Source organism: Thiohalomonas denitrificans (assembly GCF_016841685.1).
In the GTDB taxonomy this organism is placed as follows: Bacteria; Pseudomonadota; Gammaproteobacteria; order Thiohalomonadales; family Thiohalomonadaceae; genus Thiohalomonas; species Thiohalomonas denitrificans_A.
In genome coordinates, this window is record NZ_JAENYR010000023.1 from 1 (window position 1) to 18,909 (window position 18,909).

The 18,909-nt window shown below is 59.7% G+C and carries 14 protein-coding genes and 2 pseudogenes; 3 read left to right on the forward strand and 13 right to left on the reverse strand.

Going from position 1 to position 18,909, the window contains the following annotated elements; translation table 11 throughout:
- The first annotated feature begins 226 nt into the window (after positions 1 to 226).
- Positions 227 to 376, forward strand: coding sequence for a hypothetical protein (locus tag Q7L05_RS06895; RefSeq protein ID WP_175452470.1), 150 nt, complete (start codon positions 227 to 229; stop codon positions 374 to 376).
- 111 nt (positions 377 to 487) lie between these two features.
- Positions 488 to 1,339 (forward strand): PA4780 family RIO1-like protein kinase, encoded by an 852-nt coding sequence (locus Q7L05_RS06900; RefSeq protein ID WP_303903919.1) that lies wholly within the window; start codon positions 488 to 490, stop codon positions 1,337 to 1,339.
- Positions 1,340 to 1,381: 42 nt separating this feature from the next.
- On the opposite strand, the gene Q7L05_RS06905 is transcribed toward Q7L05_RS06900, so the two are convergent.
- From Q7L05_RS06905 to Q7L05_RS06960, 11 genes and pseudogenes are all read right to left on the reverse strand, one after another.
- Positions 1,382 to 1,918: a VIT1/CCC1 transporter family protein gene (locus Q7L05_RS06905; protein ID WP_303903922.1), complete on the reverse strand. Its 537-nt coding sequence runs from the start codon at positions 1,916 to 1,918 to the stop codon at positions 1,382 to 1,384.
- 90 nt (positions 1,919 to 2,008) lie between these two features.
- Complete coding sequence (locus Q7L05_RS06910; protein WP_303903925.1) at positions 2,009 to 4,417, reverse strand: glycoside hydrolase family 65 protein; 2,409 nt, start codon at positions 4,415 to 4,417, stop codon at positions 2,009 to 2,011.
- Between the two features lie 24 nt (positions 4,418 to 4,441).
- Positions 4,442 to 7,174 carry a cation-translocating P-type ATPase gene (locus tag Q7L05_RS06915; protein WP_303903928.1) on the reverse strand — a complete coding sequence of 911 codons (2,733 nt, stop codon included), beginning with the start codon at positions 7,172 to 7,174 and terminating at the stop codon, positions 4,442 to 4,444.
- 15 nt (positions 7,175 to 7,189) lie between these two features.
- Positions 7,190 to 7,963: a trehalose-phosphatase gene (otsB, locus tag Q7L05_RS06920; RefSeq protein WP_303903931.1), complete on the reverse strand. Its 774-nt coding sequence runs from the start codon at positions 7,961 to 7,963 to the stop codon at positions 7,190 to 7,192.
- A 6-nt stretch (positions 7,964 to 7,969) separates the two neighbouring features.
- Positions 7,970 to 8,710 (reverse strand): annotated as a pseudogene (locus tag Q7L05_RS06925) (HAD family hydrolase).
- Positions 8,711 to 8,715: 5 nt separating this feature from the next.
- Entirely contained in the window at positions 8,716 to 9,702 is a 987-nt protein-coding gene (locus Q7L05_RS06930) for a type I glyceraldehyde-3-phosphate dehydrogenase (protein WP_303903933.1), read from the reverse strand.
- Positions 9,703 to 9,986: 284 nt separating this feature from the next.
- Positions 9,987 to 10,919: a 1-phosphofructokinase family hexose kinase gene (locus Q7L05_RS06935; RefSeq protein WP_303903936.1), complete on the reverse strand. Its 933-nt coding sequence runs from the start codon at positions 10,917 to 10,919 to the stop codon at positions 9,987 to 9,989.
- Between the two features lie 208 nt (positions 10,920 to 11,127).
- On the reverse strand, positions 11,128 to 12,249 hold the full coding sequence (locus tag Q7L05_RS06940; protein ID WP_303903938.1) for a DUF11 domain-containing protein: 1,122 nt from the start codon (positions 12,247 to 12,249) through the stop codon (positions 11,128 to 11,130).
- Between the two features lie 405 nt (positions 12,250 to 12,654).
- Positions 12,655 to 13,862 (reverse strand): annotated as a pseudogene (locus Q7L05_RS06950) (cation:proton antiporter).
- Between the two features lie 93 nt (positions 13,863 to 13,955).
- Complete coding sequence (locus Q7L05_RS06955) at positions 13,956 to 15,092, reverse strand: CgeB family protein (RefSeq protein ID WP_303903944.1); 1,137 nt, start codon at positions 15,090 to 15,092, stop codon at positions 13,956 to 13,958.
- A gap of 37 nt (positions 15,093 to 15,129) precedes the next feature.
- On the reverse strand, positions 15,130 to 16,275 hold the full coding sequence (locus Q7L05_RS06960) for a glycosyltransferase family 4 protein (protein ID WP_303903947.1): 1,146 nt from the start codon (positions 16,273 to 16,275) through the stop codon (positions 15,130 to 15,132).
- 171 nt (positions 16,276 to 16,446) lie between these two features.
- Between Q7L05_RS06960 and Q7L05_RS06965 the strand changes: the two genes are divergently transcribed.
- The gene (locus Q7L05_RS06965) at positions 16,447 to 16,641 is read left to right on the forward strand and encodes a hypothetical protein (protein ID WP_303903949.1); all 195 of its coding nucleotides are present in this window, start codon (positions 16,447 to 16,449) and stop codon (positions 16,639 to 16,641) included.
- On the opposite strand, the gene Q7L05_RS06970 is transcribed toward Q7L05_RS06965, so the two are convergent.
- Both Q7L05_RS06970 and Q7L05_RS06975 read right to left on the reverse strand, forming a co-directional pair.
- Entirely contained in the window at positions 16,610 to 17,782 is a 1,173-nt protein-coding gene (locus Q7L05_RS06970) for a CgeB family protein (RefSeq protein ID WP_303903952.1), read from the reverse strand. The genes Q7L05_RS06965 and Q7L05_RS06970 overlap by 32 nt on opposite strands.
- A complete protein-coding gene (locus tag Q7L05_RS06975) occupies positions 17,779 to 18,906 on the reverse strand; it encodes a CgeB family protein (RefSeq protein ID WP_303903955.1) in 1,128 nt (375 codons plus the stop codon). The genes Q7L05_RS06970 and Q7L05_RS06975 overlap by 4 nt, the downstream gene beginning before the upstream one ends.
- Positions 18,907 to 18,909: the final 3 nt, after the last annotated feature.

Genomic DNA, 18,909 nt, shown 5'->3' on the forward strand with positions numbered 1-18,909 from the left:
CAGGCGAACGGCCGGGTGGGAAGGGCCGGGGCGGTCCCCGTCGTGGCGGTCCCGGTGCCGGGCGGAGGCGCTCGCTGAGCGCCTAGCGCTCTAGCAGCCTGTTGGACTCTGGCTGCTGACGGGTGTCGGGCTGCTATCCATTGAAGCCCGACACCGACTAGGCTTGTTCGTAGGGCAGAGGCGAGGCTTCTGCCCCGAACAATGAATCACTGACAGTGAGGTATGCATGGCAAAACCCAATTTTCAATTCGCAAAACGCCAGCGCGAGCTGGAGAAAAAGAAGAAAAAAGAGGAAAAGCTGCAACGTAAGGTCGAAAAGAACAAACCTTCCGATGCAGAAGGCGAAGAGCAATCATCCGAGAATGCCGACGAGTAGCACCGGGCCGGCCGGGGTGTCGTACCCGGATTTTAGTACCGGTTTCCGCACCCTTTTATCCTGCAGTACTGTGAACATTCGCAGTCATCTCCCCAAATCATTCGGAGCACCATGAAGACCCCCAAGCGGATCGCACCCCTGATCGAGGACGGACTCGTCGACGAAGTGGTTTATCAGCTCAAAAGCGGCAAGGAAGCCTCGGTCTTCGTGGTCCGCTGTGGCGATGAAATCCGCTGTGCCAAGGTTTACAAGGAGGCGAACAAGCGCGGCTTCAAAAGTCACACCCAATACCAGGAGGGGCGCAAGGTGCGCAACAGCCGTCGCGCCCGGGCAATGGCCAAGGGCAGCCGCTTCGGGCGCGGCGAGCAGGAGACCGATTGGCAGAATGCCGAGGTGGATGCACTCTACCGCCTGGCCGCCGCCGGTGTGCGTGTGCCGAAGCCGCATCTATTCATCGACGGTGTGCTTCTCATGGAGTTGGTCACGGACGGCGACGGCAGTGCGGCGCCAAGGCTCGACGATATTATGTTCACCCATGCCGAGGCAGTGGAGTACCATCGCAACCTCATGGGGCAGGTAGTGCGCATGCTTTGCGCCGGCGTGATTCATGGTGACCTCTCCGAATACAACGTGCTGGTCGATGCGAATGGGCCGGTGATTATCGATCTTCCGCAGGCCGTCGATGCTGCCGGTAATAACAATGCGTTTCGCATGCTGGTGCGTGATGTGGACAAGATTACCGCCCACTTTGCCCGGTATGCACCGGAGTTGATGGCCACCGATTACGCCCATGAGATCTGGGCCCTCTATGAGAACGGCGAGCTGCACCCGGATACCCGGTTGACCGGAGAGTTTCAGCGCGATGAGCGCCCCGCGGATGTGGATGGCGTCTTGGAGGGCATCGAAGCTGCGCGTGAAGAGGCGGTCCTTCGCCAGCTGCAGGCGGACCTCGAAGAGCACTGATTGAGTTCGCAGAAATCGTCAGCCGTGCACGCGCTGACTGGCTTATACGGCGGTCAGGGCATTGATCTGATAACCCACAGCATACGCGAGTACGGCTGCAAAGCCGCCAATCGCCAACATTTCCAGCGCGGACCAGGTCAGGGAGCGTTTTGTCACCAGGGCGCGCAGCGCACCGACCCCGGCCAGGGCGGCAGCGGTAGCCAGTGCAGCATAAAAGAACAGTGGCGAATCGCGATGAGCCAGTAGATAGGGGAGCAGGGGCACGGCGCCGGCCAGCAAGAATGCCGTGAAGGTAAGGGCAGCTCCAGTGAGGGCGCTTCGGCTTTCCTCCAGCATCGCCCCCTGGGCTTCGCGTGCGTGCTGTTCCGAACGGCTGCCGAGGAAGTCCGATGCGGCCATGGAAAATCCGTCTGCAAACAGTGAAGCCAGTCCAATGGTGAGCACTGCGTTTAGAGACAGCTGCCCTCCGGTGACCCCCGCGACGACGGCGAAAGTGGTGATAATGCCATCATTCGCGCCGTAGACCATGTCTTTGATATAACGGCCGGAACGATTGAGTGACGGTTGCGGATTGCTCATGGACTCAATCCCATTGTTTGAAGTCCCGAAACGAGTGTTTCCGGGATGCCTATAGGAATAGTCGCCAATGAGCGGCTGTGAAATGATGGGCTATCGCCGCATTTGCACCGGGAAATAGTGTCGTTCATCCGGCCGTATAGCTTCCATTCGTCCTTCCACGCCGACTGAAATCGGTGCGGCACGGGATGGCCCGGAATGTATCTCCACGCCGTCCCTCGAGATCTTCAGATCCAGATAGTGGCCTCTATAGCGCAGAGACAGGCGAATGCTGGCCACCTCACGAGGCAGGGTCGGATTAAGCCAGAGTACGTCCTCGCGGGTGACCAGTCCGGTATAGCAGCGCTGCACCATATCGACCGTTCCGGCCATGGCCCCCAGGTGGATGCCTTCAGGGGTGGTGCCCCCCTGCACATCCGATATGTCACTCTGCAGCGCCTCGTTGAACAGGTGCCAGGAGCGCGGCCGGTCTTCACGAGCCAGAACCCAGCCGTGGACAACCCGGCTCAGGGTGGAGCCGTGCGACGTTCGATGCAGATAGTAGTCAATGTTCCGGCGCAGCATGTTGGCATCGAAGTGAACTCCGAGTCGTGTGAACAGTTCCTCCAATTCTTCGCGGGAGAGGAGATAGAACAGCATCAGTACGTCGGCCTGCTTGGAGGCCTGATACCTATTGGGCGTATCCCCTTCGGCTTTGAGGATACGATCGAGACGCTGAATGTTTCCGTACTTCTTCCGGTAGCCCTCCCAGTCAAAAGACTTCAACTGCTCGTAGCCCTCGAATTGGCTGATGATTCCATCTCCATGAAAGGGAACGAACAGCTTGCGGCTGACGTTATCCCAATGTGTCAGCTCATCCTTCCCCAGTTTCAGTGTTTCGTGGATCTCGGCGCAGCGCTCGGTAGGCAGACGGGAGAGCAATTCCGGGGCGCTGGCCAGTATCCAGGCCGCCATGATGTTGGTATAGGCGTTGTTGTTGATCCCCTGCCGATCGGCACCGGGGTAGGCTTCGTGATATTCGTCGGGCCCCATTACACCACGGATTTCAAAGCGTTCCCGAGCGGGGTTCCATTGAGCGATACTGGCCCAGAAGCGGGCAATCTCCAGGAACATTTCCGCTCCGTAGAAGGAGAGGAATTCCAGGTCCCGGGTGACTTGATAGTACTGCCAGATGTTGTAGGCGATCGCGATGCCGACATGATGTTGCAGGTGCGAGTGATCGGGCCCCCAGCGACCGGAGCGCGGGTTCAGATGCAGGCGCTGGCTCTCCTCGCGACCGTTGCTGCCACTCTGCCAGGGATACATGGCCCCGCGAAAACCCGCCGCGCGGGCATTGGCCCGGGCCTCCGGCAGTCGGCGGTAACGGTAACGCAATAGAGAGCGGGTGAGTTCCGGTAGCCGCAGGTTGAGGATGGGAAAGACGAACAATTCGTCCCAGAAAATGTGACCGCGGTAAGCCTCGCCATGGAGCCCGCGAGCGGGGACGCCCACATCGAGATCCATGCTGTTCAGCGAAGCGGTCTGGATGGTGTGAAAAAGGTGCAGCCGCAGTATACATTGGGCGTCATTGCCACTGTTGCCGGGGGCGAACTCCAGCCCTATATCGAAGTGCTTCCAGAGTTGCCGCCAGAGTCGTTGATGAGTCGCGAACGAAGCGTCGAACCCGGGGCAACGCCGCACTGCTTTGCGGGCCTCGAGTGCCGGCGTGTAGATCGCCCGATCGCGAGAACTGTAAAGGGCGGTGATTTTCTCGATGTGCAGGGTTTGGCTGCTCTTCAGATGGGCACTGAAGCTGAGCCTGGCGTACCCGTTTTCCGTATGTGCAGTTGCCTTTCCCGGCACGGCTTTACCATCGATACTCAGTATCAGGCGGACCGCCTGTGCTACCTCCAGACGGGAATCGGTCGTTCGTACCTGAAGGAACAGTCCGCCTTCGGCATCGGCAACCTGTTCCAGGTAGGTAAGGTGCTTGTTGGCCAAGCCACGGTAGCGCAGCACCCCTTCGTTTCGCACCCGGCCCTCGATGGCGGCAACCACTTCAACCTGCCCACTCCAGTTTTCGGCAGTGAGGGTCACTTCCTGGGCCGCCAGGTGGGGTTCATCGATATGCACAAAGCGCCGCTCCTGGTAACGGAGCACACCATCACCGACACGGAAATGCATCTCCCTTACCAGCAGGCCGGAGTCCATGGCCAGATGCTGATGATACACGTCGGCGCATCGGGCAGAGAGCCATTCGCCTCCCTCGGGTCGAAGTTCCAGCAGCAGCCAGTTGGGTAGCCTTACCAGGGATTCATTCTCGATCGCGTGGCCGGCGATACGCGTGGTGAGACGGTTGTATCCGCCGGCCAGGTAAGTGGCAGGATAGTGGTGCTCATCACATTTCGCCTCTGCCGCGGCCCCGCGGCAGGCGAAGTAGCCATTTCCGAGTGTGCACAGTGCCTCGCGCAAACGCTCGTGGTCCGGTTCATATTGGTTGTACTGCAACACCCAATCGTTCATGTGGACCGTCCCTGAATTCAGGATTCATTTCTTTCGCATCTTCCGCCAGATGGCTTTTTCGAGTTCAACAAGCAGAAAAATGACCAGCGCCACCGCTACGATAATGCCCCAGTGAAACGCCTCGAGAGGCGCACTGGCGAACAGGAACTGCATCGGTTCGGTATAGGTCCAAAGCAGCTGAAAAACAATGACCAGTGCCGTGGCCAAAAGCGCCGCAAGACTGCCGAGCAACCCTTTTCGGGAAAGAGAACTCCCCGTGAGCCGTCGCACATTGAACAGATAAACGATCTCCCCGGCTACCAGCATGTTGACGGCCAGGGTGCGGGCCACTTCGACACTTTCTCCCTGTCTGGTTTCCCAAAGGAAGAGACCGAACACGGCGCCGACCAACAGCAGAGAGACGAAAATCACGCGCCAACCGAGGAACCGGTCGAGTATCGGCGCCGCCGGGTCGCGCGGGGCGCGCGCCATGACGTCCGACTCCGCCGGTTCGAAGGCCAGCGCCAGCCCGAGGGTCACGGCGGTCACCATATTTACCCAGAGGATTTGTACCGGTGTGATTGGCAAAGCAGTGGCGAACAGCACCGCTCCGAGGATCGACATCGCTTCGCCGCCGTTTGAGGGCAGCAGGAAGGTGATAGCCTTTTTGACGTTGTCATAGATGGTGCGGCCTTCTTCGACCGCATTGGCAATGGTGGCGAAGTTATCGTCGGCCAGAACCATTTCGGCTACCTCTTTGGCCGCCTCGGTACCTTGAATTCCCATGGCTATTCCGACATCGGCCCGCTTGAGAGCCGGGGCATCGTTGACCCCGTCACCAGTCATGGCGCAGACGGCACCGCGGGACTGAATGGCCTCGACCAGACGCAGCTTGTGTTCGGGAGCCGCGCGGGCAAAGACGTCGATTTCATCGACACGCTGTCGTAGTTCACTGGCGGAAAGGTCTGCGATATCCGCGCCGGTGAGGGCGCTTCCGGTGTGCTGTAATCCCAGTTGCCCGCCGATAGCGCGTGCCGTGAGGGCGTGGTCTCCGGTCACCATTTTTACCCGAATGCCGGCACTGTGACATTTCTTGACCGCCTCTATGGCGGATTCACGCGGCGGGTCAAGCAGACCCGCCAGGCCGAGCAGCACCAGTCCGCTTTCCGCGTCTTTGTCCTCCAGCGTGTCACGTCCTTCATCCGGTTTTTCCGCTACTGCAAGAACACGGAAGCCGTGCTCTGAAAGGGCCCGAATCTTCGCTTTCCAGGCATTATGGTCGAGCTCGCTATCGCCTTCGGGAGATGCCAGCCGCTCGCAACGGGACAGGACGACCTCGGGTGCTCCCTTGACGTGGATGACCGCCTTCCCGCCGGGCTCCCGGTCAAGGGTGGCCATGTACTTGCGCTCCGAATCGAAGGGGATGGAATCGATGCGTTCGAACTGGCGTCGTACCTTATCCGGATCCCAGCCGGCCTTTGCGGCAGCGACAATGAAGGCTCCTTCGGTTGGATCGCCATTGATGACCCACTCCCCGTTGCGTTGCTCGAGCGTGGAATCGTTGCACAGTGTCCCGGCGCGCAGGAGTCGGCCTAGCAGGGGATCGTGTTCCGGATCGATTGGCTCGCCTTTTTGTTCCCCTTCACCGGATTCGCCGGCATGCCGAAATTCCCCCTCCGGTGCGAAGCCGACACCGCCAATTTCGATTTCACTACCGGCGAGCACAACCGCTTTCAGGGTCATCTCGTTACGTGTCAAAGTGCCGGTCTTGTCAGAGAAGATGGTTGATACCGCACCCAGGGTCTCCACGGCCGGCAATCGCCGGATAATCGCATTGCGCTGCGCCATGCGTTGCACGCCAAGTGCAAAGGTGATCGTCACCAGTGCCGGCAGACCCTGGGGGATCGCAGCGACGGCCAAGCCGACGGAAGCGAAGAACATCTCCTCCAGGTCATAGCCATGCACCAGGACACCGTAGAGTGCCATCGCCGCTGCGATGACGATAATCATCACTGCGAGGACTTTGGCGAAGCGGTCGATTTGGCGCAGCAGCGGTGTCTGCACCTGCTCGACCTCCTCGAGCATCTCTGAAATCCTCCCGATTTCGGTACGCCGGCCGGTCTCCACCCCGACCCCCCGAGCACTGCCATCGACCACCATGGTGCCGGCGAAGGCGAGTGAACTGCGGTCGGCGAGGTCCGTTTTCTCGTCGACTGGCTCGGGGCGCTTGCTGACTGCCTCGGACTCGCCGGTCAGTGCAGCCTCCTGAATGCGTAGCCGCCTGGTTTTCAAAAGGCGGAGATCGGCGGGCACGCGGTCGCCCGCCGAGAGGGCGACAATGTCGCCGGGGACCAGCTCTTCGGCTGCTATCGTCGTGCGTCGGCCGTTGCGGAATACAGTGGCCTGGGGCGACAGCATCCCCTTGATGCTCTCCAGCGCCTTCTCCGCTTTGCCCTCCTGAAAAAAACCGATCGCTGCGTTGATGAGCACCACCGCAAAGATGGCGCCGGCATCGACCCATTGTCCAAGCATGGAAGTGACGGCCGCTGCAATGAGCAGAATGATGATGAGGATGTTATTGAATTGATCCAGCAGCCGGCGCCACCAGGGCCGTTGACGCTTCTCCTGCAGATAATTGGGGCCGTGCTCCTCCAGACGGCGACGAGCCTCCTTGTCATCCAGCCCCTCCCGGTTACTGTCGACGCGCTGCAGTACCTCCTCGTCGGACAGCGTATGCCAGGGAATACGCTGTTCTGTCTTGTGGTGGGGTTCGGGCATACCTCTCCGGTCCATTCAGTAGGTACTTGCCAGCAGTCGGTCGAACCAGTGTGCCACTGCAGCGGGATCGGCCAGACGGTATCGGGCGACACTGGGACCCTCGTGCCCTCCAACCAGGATGCCTACCCCATGCGGTGGTAGCGCCTTGAAGGCATCTTCGTCGGTGATATCATCGCCGAAATAGAAGGGCGTTACGGCATCGGGGTCGACTGCGAGTGCTTTCATCAGCCAGAGTAGGGCATGGCCCTTGTCCCATGCCACCGGAGGCTGCAGCTCAATCACCTTTTTGCCGTGAGTTATGCGCAAGTTTTTGCGGTTGGCACTTGCGGTCACGCACTCTCGAATTGCCGGCTGATCCGCCTCGGAGACCCTGCGGTAGTGCACGGCGATAGAGAAGTGCTTGCGCTCCAGCAGGACTCCCGGTTTTCCATCAAAGTGCTCATGCAACTGCCGTTCGGCCGCCTCCAGGACCGGCAGGTAGTCCCGCGCCCGGGGCTGCTCCAGGCGCGTGTCCGGTCCCTGGATATCGAACCCATGGCTGCCGGCATAAAAAAGGCCGTTGATGCCGACCCGCTTTCGCACATCCTCCAGATCGCGGCCGGATACCACGGCCACCCGGAAACGCGTCGCCAGGTCTTTCAGCCTGTCTTGCATAGCCGGTTCCAGGATGGCGGCTTCCGGGTCGTCGACGATGGGCGTGAGGGTTCCGTCATAGTCAAGGAACAGCACAGGAGGACGGCGGTCGAGACCGGCGGCGATTGCATCGAAATTGGCCAGGGCATCCCGCATTCAGGCTCACCGCTTCAGTAGATCATCGGCCGTCAGCTCGTCCAGATCGTTGACGACCCGGTCTGCCCCCCCGGCCAAAAGTGCCTCGCGGTTCCGGCCACGATCGACCCCGATGACCAGACCGAAATGGCCATCCCTGCCGGCCTTGACCCCGGAGACCGCATCCTCGACCACGACGGTTTCAGCGGGATTGCACTTCAGGCGTTTCGCCGCTTCGGTGAACAGATCCGGTGACGGTTTTCCGGCCAGGCCGAGTTATTCGATGTCATTGCCGTCCACCACAGCCTCAAATCGATCCCGCAATTCACAGCGTTCCAGAATGTATCCGCAATTCTTACTGGAGGAGACCACCGCTTGCGAAATGCCGTAATCATGCAGGGAGCGGATGAGTGCCAGCGTGCTGTGGTAGAGCTGAACACCCTCGTTCTCGACCAATTCCCGGAAGCGGGCGTTCTTGGCCTTGCCGAGTCCGTGAATGGTCCAGTCTCGAGGTCCATCGGTACCGGAACCTTCAGGTAGCGTGATACCCCGTATGGCCAGGAAATCACGCACTCCATCGAGGCGCGGCTTCCCATCCATATGCTCGAGGTAATCGTCAGGGAGCGCGAACGGCGCGAATCGCTGTTCGTGCCGCTCGCCCCAAGCCCGCAGGAAGGGGTCGAATGTCGCCTTCCAGGCACGGGCGTGTGTGTCTGCCGTGCGGGTGATGACCCCGTCCAGATCCCAGATGACAGCGCAGGTAGGCAAGCCAATCAGCGTGCGAGCCGTTCCGCTTCACGCACCATCTGCGCGGCGTAGCCCCACTCGTTGTCGTACCAGGCCAGCACCTTGACCAGGTCGCCATCCACTACCCGGGTCATCCGCAAGTCGACAATGGCGGCGTGCGGATCCTGAATGATGTCGGAAGAGACGATGGGTTCGTCCGCCAATCCAAGCACAAGGTTGTAGCGATCGGAGATGTTTTCTTCGCGGAAGATGTTATTGATCTCCTCGACACTGGTCTCGCGTTCGGCGATAAAGGTGATATCGGCTACCGAACCGACCACGATCGGTGCGCGTACTGCGAGCCCGTCGAATTTGCCCTCGAACTGGGGCAGAACCTTGGCCGTGGCCTTCGCCGCGCCGGTGCTGGTGGGCACCAGATTTGCGGCGCCGGCCCGGCCCCGCTCGAGTTTTTTGGAGGGGCTATCGACGATGGATTGCGAGCTGGTGTAGGCGTGCAGGGTATTGAGGATTGCCTTTTTGATACCGATGCGCCGCCCCATGATCTCCATAACCGGAGTAATGCAGTTGGTGGTGCAACTCGCCGTGGAGAAGACGTCTTCGCTGGATTCATTGACACCCGGTACCACGAATTGCATCTCCCCGCCTTTGTCCGGGGCCGAGAGGATCGCCTTTTTGGCTCCCGCCTTGAGATGCTTTTCCGTACCTTTGCGGTTGGTGAAGGCACCGGTGCACTCGAACACGATGTCGATCCCCAGATCGCCCCAGGGCAACAGTTCCGGGTCTTGCTGGTTGAATACGCGAATAGTATGGCCCTCGATCACCAAATCACCGTTCCGGCTGGACACCTCCTTCGGATAGCGGCCATACGCACTGTCATAGCGTAATAGGTAGGCGAGCTGTTCAGGCTGTCCCAGGTCGTTGACCGCGACGAGTTCGAGGTCGGGGCTGTCCGTGATGAGTTTCAGGGTGGCGCGTCCGATGCGCCCCAGTCCGTTGATTGCCACGTTAGCCATGACGAATTCTCCCTTTTTTCAGAAATAGTCGGTAACTGGTCACTTTCCCGTCATTCCCGCGTCATTCCCGCGTCACTCCCGCGTCACTCCCGCGTCATTCCCGCGTAGGCGGGAATCCAGAGAGCAGCGGCATGGCTTCAAATGGATCCCCGCCTGCGCGGGGAAGACGAATGCCTGCACGGGGAAGACGAATGCCTGCACGGGGAAGACGAATGCCTGCGCGGGGACGGCGAATTTCCTGGACCGTGCATGATCACTCGGCCGAACAGTTAAAAGAAAAGACCTCATTCGAGCATGCTCCGATACATCTGCTCGATGGCATCGGAGCTGTACAGTTGGGTGCCGGATGTTGAAACAGCGGCAGCAGCCGCGGCAATTCCGTAGCGAAACGCCTCTACCAGGCTGCTGCCATAAGCCAGTTGATGAGTGAGTACGGCAACGAAACTGTCTCCTGCGCCCACGGGACTGACGCCTTCAATGGGCGGTGGCCGCAGATGCAGGCGGTCCCCGGCGCGACTGACCAGCAAGGCGCCATCGGCGCCTACGGTGACGATCACGACCTGGGCGAGGTCATCATTAACCATCTCCTGCATGGCATCCAGATAGGTATCATGGTTGGCGTCTTGGGGAACTCCGAACTGGCCGAATTCCTTGCGGTTGGGCTTGACCAGGAACACCCCCGCTTCCAGCGCCGGCCGCAGAGCGGGCCCTGAGCTATCCAGTATCACTCGAGTACCACGCTCGGTCGCAGCCCGTGCGGCATAGGCATAAAAATCTTCGGGGACGCCCGGGGGCAGGCTGCCGCTCAGCACCAGGTAGTCTGGTACTGGCTGGAACCCATTGACGGTTTCCAGACAGCGGCGCCACTCCTCCTCGGAGAGCGTCGGGCCGGAAAAGACAAAATGAAACAGCTTTCCGGTGGCCTGCTCCCGGATCGCGAGATCGTTACGCGTATCGCCCTGGATAACGATACGTTGCTGCTTTACCTCGCGTTCTTCCAACAGCCGTTCCAGTTCGATTCCACTCGGACCTCCCGCCGCGTACAGCGCCAGGGCATCGCCACCCAGTGCGTGGATGCCGCCGGCCACATTGATGCCGCCTCCACCCGGTTCGCGGACCTGTACCCCGCAACGGGTTTTGCGACCCACCAGCAGCCGCTCGGCGGTCCCGGAGAGATCCACGGCGGGATTCATGGTCAGTGTGACGATCGCACTCACGGATTGCTCCCTGTTCAGACGGTCACGACATTTCGGGGGTCGTCGGCCACATATCCGTGTCGGAAAGCACGACTTTCATGCCGCCTTATCCATGCAAACAACCGTAGACGACAAAGCGGCAAGGCGGTAGAGAGCACGAGTCCGGTAAGAGCCCTGCGGTGCCGGCCGTTTTCCAAAAAGGAGAAAATTGCAGGCACGGGATGCAGGATCAGAGGCGCCGGGCGGCGAAGAAAACGGGTTTAAGGAGCATGCGGGCCAACGCGGCCAGGCGAGGGTGTCGAGTAACCCGGCGTGATAGAGCCGGGCTGAAGAGATAATATGCCGCCACAAAACGGCGACCCCATGCGAAACGTTGCATGCGATCCCGAGTACGGCGCAGATGGTTCAGGTCTCGCTCCATCGACCGTCCGGCCACTAGTCTTGAAGCGATACAGCCACCGCTGATTTGATCCAAAGCGATACCGACGGCAGCACTATCGGTGGTTTCCGTATCACGGTTGTTATCGAGGTTGGGGTCGGCACGATCTCCACTCACTTCAGCGGTGGCGCTCAGGGAATCGGTGCTCTGTCGGGAAACGGTGATGAAGGTGCGCTCGGTTGCGGTCTCGATGAGGGTTCCCAGATTACAAATCACCTCGATCGGTTTATTCTCGATCCCCTCACACTCCTCACCGATACAGGTATCCCGTGGCGTAAAGCAACTGCCCTGGGTCGAACTGATTTCCGACAGTTCCGACAGCGCCACTTCATCCATTCGAAAAATGGTGGTCACGTTATCGACAGCAAGCGCACTGTTGTTGAATACTTCTAAGGTGAATTGAACGTTGCCATTGTCGATGATGCGGCTACTGAGATTCAGACTCAGATCGGCAGCGTCCTCCTCCGGTACAACGACAACGTCGACTTCATCCCCATCGTTATCGAGGACAGGGTCGTCCTCCCGAGGTTCAATGCTGGCCCGATTGGTGATGATCTGCTGGACCGGCGGAAGGTTGGTAATCGCTCGTGCCCTTGTCTGGATCTGTACTATGCGGTTTTCGTTTTCGGCTATGTTGCCGAGTAGGCAACGGAGCCGTGTGGGGGATTCAATAACGCACCGACTGTCGACCTCGATGAGGGCAACTTGTTCTGGCAAATTATCGACCAGTTCGACACGTTGGGCCGCGTCGGGTCCGAAGTTGGTGACCACGATCCTGTAGTCGATAAACCGATTTTCGACTGCCATTTCCGGTATCGCTGTTTTTTCGACGGAGAGGTCCGCCTCAGCCCGAGCTAAACTGGGGCCCAGTATCACGATACTAACGAGAGCGGCTTGCGTAGAGGTTTTCATCGCCTTTCCCTGGCTAACCAGTTTTCTGAAACGTTAGGAGGCAATTGAGAAATGTGCAACAAATTGCCTTCTTCTTTTCTTATTGCGGCTCCGCCAATACCGGCAGATGGTCGACTCTGATCTCCGGCTGGTTTGTGTCAAGCAGGACCGTGGTATCGACACTCGACTCGAATAGATGAAGGTCGAGACGACCTCGCAATCGGCGTAGTCGCCCGCATTATCGCTGTTCAACGGCTCCAAGCTGTAGCGGAGCTCATGCTGCTGGTGGAGATCGGAAAAAGCCTCTTGCTCCCACTCCTCGATTTAAAAAAAACCGCAATTGTCATGGCTGACTCTATACATCAAACGTTTCCTGTTCGATAAACGTAGAGCGATGCAGCGAATGGCTGCGATCCACTCTCTGCATCATGGATGTTGACGCCAATGGCTGATCAGCGGCCGTAACGCCAGTGGAGAGAGGACTGAAGTGGCAGCAGTCACCAGTACCATGCCGGTATATAGCGAATCCGGCACCACCTCAGGGCCCATCGCTTTCCCGTGATGCATGACCACCATCGCGATCTCCGCCCGCGGTACCATGCTGATGCCGATGAGTACCGCCCCAGTGCCTAAAAGAAACGGCCACGCCAGTAGACCGGCACCCAATAGTTTGCCGGCGATAGCTGCGAGCAACAGCACCAATCCGGGTTGCAGCCCTCCAGTGAACGCGTCTGGGTTGATGTTTAGGCCGATATTGATGAAGAAGAACGGCGAAAAGAATGCGTAAAGGTCGTTGAAGGAGGCTTCGGTCTGGACGGCTTTGGGTCGCGGCTGAAGACCAGTCCGGCAAACAGGGCGCCGATGGCCAGGGAGAAGCCGAGCCAACCGGCGATGGCGGCGATTACAAACCCGAATCCCAGTACCAGAAGCATCAGGCCGGTTTCCAGCTCGAATGAACTCCAGCTGGTCAGCCGTTTCTCCAGATATCGCGCGAACAGCAGACAGCCGGCGGCGAACAGAAAAAACTTGATAAAAAATAGCAGGGCGCCGCTGCCGACGGTGCCCCAAAGGTCACCGTTGGTGTTGCCCAATAGAATGGGCAGGACGGTAAGCAACAGGCCCATGAGGATGATGCCGACGATATCGTCGAGCTCGGCGATGTCCAGCAGAAGGCGGCCGCCAGTAGTATCGAGTGTGCCCGCCTCACGCCATATTCCCACTGACACTCCCACACTGGTGGCAACGAGGGCTGCAGCCGCGACCAGTGAAGGGACAAGCTCGAAATCCAGCCACAGGCGGGCCGTATAGAAGCCCACCAGGCCGGAAACCGCAAGGTTGCCGATGCCGATGACGCTTGCCAGCGGGAGTTCGCGCATCAGCTTGCGGGGGTTGCTCTCCAGACCGACCCGGAACAGCAGGGTGACGATCCCGATGCTGGCAAGTAGGGAGAATGCGTGCTCCACCGGCGGCGATAGCAGCGGCCAGCGCTGGTCGACCATGCGTATGGTGAAGCCGATCAGGATGTAACCTACCAGCGCCGGTAGCCGTAACTTCCGCAGCACTCCATTGACCAGCGCGACGCACACAATCGCCAGGCCGATCAGGGTTAGCCATAGTGTTGGCGTTGTTTCCATTCTGAGACTCTCATGCGGATGCTTTCGGACGGTGAGAAGCTCGTGAGAGAGTGAAGTCCCCCGAAAGTTGGTTGCTGAGAGACTGCTGGCAATCTATACCGGCTTTGCTCCCGGCTGCGCGGCGGTCGTATTGCGCTCCGGAGCAATCAATCCTCTGCTGGCAATCAGGGGCTCCACGTAGGTCTCCAGTTCGGCGGCACGGTGGGCGGCAGTATGCTGGGAAAGGATGCGATTGCGTCCGCGACGGCCAATGTTTCGCAGCTCCTCGGGATCGATTTTTTCGAGGATGTCCAGTACCTCTACCGGGGTGTCGGCAATCAGCAGTTCAGGTCCGATATCGAACAGTTCTTGGAGGCCTTCCCAGTAGTCGCTGATGATGGGAATGCCGCAAGCAGCAGCTTCGAATAGTCGAACACTGGGTGAATAGCCAAGCTGCACCATATCGGCCCGGGTGACATTCAGGGTCACGCGCTGATTATTGTAGAAGCGCCGGTGTTCGGCCGGGGGCAGGTGTTCGATGCGGGTGATGTTGTCGCTCCAGCGGATGGTATCCGGGTACATGGGGCCCGCCACCACGAAACGTCCCGACGGCCAGCGTCTCGCGGGCTCGATGAGCAGACGTTCAAGCGAGGGCTGTCGATCGGCGGCATAGGTGCCCAGGTAACCGAGGTCCCAGGCCGGTGCCATAGTGGCGGGATAATAGATTTCAGGGTCGACCGAGCAATACAGAGGCAGGGCTCGAGGGGCACCGTACTCTCTTTCGAGGCGCCTCAGTGTAGGGCCGCCCGTGAAGGAGAGGTAAAGATCGTATTCGGGAATCAGGTCGGGAGAAATGTACTCCCACTCGTTGCGCTCGAGCTTTTTCAGCGTTACCGGTGTGTCGATATCATAGAAAGCCGTGACACCCTGTGCCTTTTCCTGCACCCATCGGCCCACTTCGGCGCCATCGGTTACATAGGAGCCGACAATGACCAGGTCGGCTTCCACAACCGCTGCTTCGCATCGCTTTTTCAGATCCGCGATATTCTCGTAAAGAATGACTCGCGCATAGGGAGGTTCCGGCATATCCCGGTTCGACGCGTACCAGGGTGCGTTTCGCTCCAGGAAAAGGATGTCGTGGCCACGGGCGTCCAATTCACGGATAAGGCCCCGATAGGTCGTGGCGTGCCCGTTTCCCCAGGAGGAGGTGAGTGACAGGCCGAGGAATACGATGCGCATCGGGTCGTTCATGAATTTTTTCCTTTTCGGTTGTGTGGTTCCCTGCCATTTACCGACGGGACCCACCGGTTTGCGGACTCTCACAGGCCGAAAGATCGGTTTGCTCCCGGCTTCGGGAGCCGAGCAGTTCGGTATACAGATTGGCATAAGCGGCGGTGGTGGCTTCCAGTGAGTAACGGCGTGCCCGTTTTCGAGATGCGGTAGCCAGTCGACTGCGCAGGGCACCATCCCGTGTAAGCTGGAAAAGTCGCTCTTGGATCGCCTCCTGATCATCCGGCCGAACGAATAGCGCGGCACCATCCCATAGTTCGCGCTGGCTGGCGATATCCCCGAGCAGCAGTGCACAGCCGGAGAGAGCTGCCTCCAGTACCGATAGCCCGAAAGGTTCGTAGCGTGCCGGAAATGCATAGATCGCGGACTCGGAGTAAACGGGGCGTAGTCGTTCAGGTGGCAGATATCCCAGGAGTTCGACATTTTGCAAACGGGCGTTCGACCCATTGGGGTGACGGCTTTCACCGGCGATACGGAGCGGCCAGTCCAGTTTGCCCGCGGCCTTGGCAATGGCGTCGATATTTTTTGCTTCATCCCACAGTCGCCCGACCGACAGTGCAACGTGCCGTTTCCGGCCCGAACGGAAAAGCGCCGGATTATGTCCGTTGTAGATGACGCAAGTGCCGGGCAGTGGACCGTAGTGGGTTTGCAGGGCATTGCGCATGGCACGCGTCGGTGCAACCACCCTGTCGGCTGAGCCCAGGCCGTGCCGTACCGCACGGTAGTACCGTTCGAATCGCCGGGGCGGAGGCTCACCGTGGACTGCCTGCCACCACGATAATACGCAGGAGTGCCCGACAACGATGCAGGGAACCTGCCAGTCGAGCGAGGCGTGGGCATACCCGTTGAGATGGACGATGTCAGGACGAAAGCGTTGTTGAACGGTTTTCAGCCAGCGACCGGCCGCGGCAACATCGTCCCAGGGATCGTCCATCCACTCCAGTCGGTAGCGGCTTTCGAATATCTGCAGACGGGGAATACCTCTCACCTGCTGCCACTGCGGCCCGGAAAGCGGCGCCCCCATGGTGGCAAGGGCTACTTCCGCTCCGGCCTTGCTCAGACTCTCAGCGAGATCCACGGAATAGGTCCAGACTCCCCCGACGGTGTCGCTGGTCATCAATATGCGAAGCCCATTCGGCACCATTAATCAGCTCCCGCGCTGCTGCCGTTCTGTGGCAGGGCCGGTGGGGCGAAGTCCGGGTGAGTGGGGTTGTTCGACATTCGTACTCCGGCTGTTTCCGTATTGTTAACGATGGGTTCCGGTGCCGAACCCGCCCGGGAGCCTGTGCGAGGACATGGTTTCTTGTAGGTTGGGGTGAGTTATGCGAACCCCAACGCTGATTTTGTTGGGCCGGGTTACAGTGGAGAACAGAGCCTTTCGCCCACATCCCGGGATGAATTCTTCGACAAGTTCGAGGAAAAGAACCTCGCCTTTGTCTACCAGGAAAAAATCGCGGGCGGTGAAACCAGCCGATTCTTCAAGCTGGTGGACCGAAACCCGATCCACTGACGTGATCCGTTCCGCTTGTTGATACCGTGCTTGTCCGGACGGCGAGTTCCGCCGTTCGGGCAGCATCAAATCCTTCCAGAATGCTCTCCACCTGTTCAGCGCGCCGCGAATAGGTGTGCTCCGCCAGTACCCGGCGACGTGCAGCCTCACCCATGGTGCGAGCCTTTTCACGAGTGAGACCGTCCAGATGAGCCGCAACCTCTTCGGCACTGTGTGCCACCAGCACCTCCCGCTCCGGCTCAAGGAAGTCTTCGATCCCGAGCCACCAGTCGGAGATGAGGCAGGCACCGGCACCGGCGGCCTCGAAGATGCGGGTCGCCGGTGACCAGCCGTTTTTCGCCATACTGTCGCGGTTCACGTTAAGCACTGCACGAGGTGTGCAGTTGAAGGTGTTGTGGTCCCGGGTATAGATGTGTCCGAGGTAGTCGACGTTGCCGGGCATGGGTTTGTCCTGCCAGCCGTTACCGCCCAGCAGGAAATGCAGGTCAGGGCGGAGGGCGGCTGTTTCGAGGAAAAACCGTTCGACCCGCGTCTCCCGGTCCGGAAGACGGTTGCCGAGAAAGCCCAGGTCGGCATCGAACCGTGGATCGGGTGCGACGGGGTGGTGTGTCTCGGGATCGACGGCATTGTAGACCGGTATGCATTCACGGGCCCCAAGTTTACGGAAGGCCTCGATGACCGGCTGACCGCCACCGTACGTCAGCACGAGATCGTACTCGGGGATTAATTTGCGCATCGGGTCGTCCGCATCGGCGGCAATGCGACCCAACGTGGCGGGGGCGTCCACATCCCAATAGATGCTGACGGCATCGGTACGTTTGATCTGCGGTACCGCAGCCTCGAGCAGCTCGTCGAAGACCCCGACGCCGCTCGCCTTGACGATGACGTCGGCGTTGGCGCCATCGGCGAGGGCCTGCCATGCACCCTCTTCGGTAGGCTTGTAAACGAACACCCGTGCCCAGTCCGGGTCGGCAATGTCGCGATGTATCTGCCGGTCGTAGGCGTCCGGCTCATAGAAGGTAACCCGGTGTCCGCGTCGTGCAAGGGCATGGATGATCCCGCGGTAATAGGTGGCGGCCCCGTTCCAGTAGGCGGATACGAGACTGGAGCCGAAAAAGGCAATGTCGAGTCCGGGTGTCATGATTTTGTTTCCCCCTGATTGCGAAAGACATCGGTCATTCCCAACTCGCGACAGATGTAAAGCAACTCGTCCACGCGATGGGCACAGGTATGGCGTTCGAGCAGGGTCCGGTGCCCCTGCATGCCGAGTTCCGAGGCCATGGCGGGATCGGAGATCAGGTCACGGAGGTGACGGCGCATTTCGTCGCCGCTGCTCGCCACCAGATAGTCCGACCCGGCATGAAACAGGCCCTCGCTATCTTCCCAGGGCGAGGTCACCAGTGGTATGCCGCACGCCATGGCCTCGAACGGACGGATGGTGGGGATGCCCGGCAATGACTCCACGTAAGGCCGCCGTGGGATGTGCACCGTAACCTTGTGGCGCGCGAAGACCCGAGGAACATCGAAGTTGGCGAGCCAGCCGCCATAATCGATGCCGCATGCATCCAATTGTTCCAGTGCCGTTCGTGGGTAGCGAACGCCATGGATACGGGTACGAAGGCCCAGGTCGGATGCCGGTTCGAAAAGAAACTCTGCGAGTTCCGATGTGCGCTCATCATCTCCCCAGTTGCCGACCCACACCAGGTCGCCTTCCGGTGGCTCATTGACCAGGGGCCGAAAGACCCGGGTATCCGCCGCTTCATGCCATGTCCAGGCCCTCTCGCACCAGCCGTGCGCGAGATAGCGGTCGCGAATCACCTCACCGAATGCCAGTACACCGTCGTAGTGGCGAAGGTCATACCGGGCGATGTCCGCGTGTCTGGTCAGGGAGCGGTGGTGTGTGTCGTGGAAAAGCAGCCGATAGCCGTCATTGCGCGCCCGATGTTCACCAATGCGGGCCACCAGATCGTGTTCATTCCATTCGTGAACGATGACCAGATCAAAACCATCCAGCTCCTGCTCGAGGTCCAGTGTCGCCGGCTGGTAGAGTCGTGGTTTCAGGGTGGGGTAGACGCGCGAAAACGCGGTGAGGGCATCCGGCCCGGCATCCTGCAGCAAATTGGCGACGCTCCAGGCGTCTTCCGGTTCGAAGGGTTGCACCGTATGCCCTTGCGCGATCAGTTCCGAGGCAACGCCCCGCAGAAAATGGGCGTTGCCGTGGTTCCAGTCGGAACGGACCGAGTGATAGAACAGCGCGATGCGCATTCG

What these genes read in the sequence shown, in the direction of transcription:
- Q7L05_RS06910 (WP_303903925.1), bottom strand. Translation starts at nt 4,417, where the DNA reads ATGAACGATTGGGTGTTGCAGTACAACCAATATGAACCGGACCACGAG.
- Q7L05_RS06895 (WP_175452470.1), top strand. Translation starts at nt 227, where the DNA reads ATGGCAAAACCCAATTTTCAATTCGCAAAACGCCAGCGCGAGCTGGAG.
- Q7L05_RS06900 (WP_303903919.1), top strand. Translation starts at nt 488, where the DNA reads ATGAAGACCCCCAAGCGGATCGCACCCCTGATCGAGGACGGACTCGTC.
- Q7L05_RS06970 (WP_303903952.1), bottom strand. Translation starts at nt 17,782, where the DNA reads ATGACACCCGGACTCGACATTGCCTTTTTCGGCTCCAGTCTCGTATCC.
- Q7L05_RS06940 (WP_303903938.1), bottom strand. Translation starts at nt 12,249, where the DNA reads ATGAAAACCTCTACGCAAGCCGCTCTCGTTAGTATCGTGATACTGGGC.
- Q7L05_RS06955 (WP_303903944.1), bottom strand. Translation starts at nt 15,092, where the DNA reads ATGAACGACCCGATGCGCATCGTATTCCTCGGCCTGTCACTCACCTCC.
- otsB (WP_303903931.1), bottom strand. Translation starts at nt 7,963, where the DNA reads ATGCGGGATGCCCTGGCCAATTTCGATGCAATCGCCGCCGGTCTCGAC.
- Q7L05_RS06975 (WP_303903955.1), bottom strand. Translation starts at nt 18,906, where the DNA reads ATGCGCATCGCGCTGTTCTATCACTCGGTCCGTTCCGACTGGAACCAC.
- Q7L05_RS06930 (WP_303903933.1), bottom strand. Translation starts at nt 9,702, where the DNA reads ATGGCTAACGTGGCAATCAACGGACTGGGGCGCATCGGACGCGCCACC.
- Q7L05_RS06905 (WP_303903922.1), bottom strand. Translation starts at nt 1,918, where the DNA reads ATGAGCAATCCGCAACCGTCACTCAATCGTTCCGGCCGTTATATCAAA.
- Q7L05_RS06960 (WP_303903947.1), bottom strand. Translation starts at nt 16,275, where the DNA reads ATGGTGCCGAATGGGCTTCGCATATTGATGACCAGCGACACCGTCGGG.
- Q7L05_RS06915 (WP_303903928.1), bottom strand. Translation starts at nt 7,174, where the DNA reads ATGCCCGAACCCCACCACAAGACAGAACAGCGTATTCCCTGGCATACG.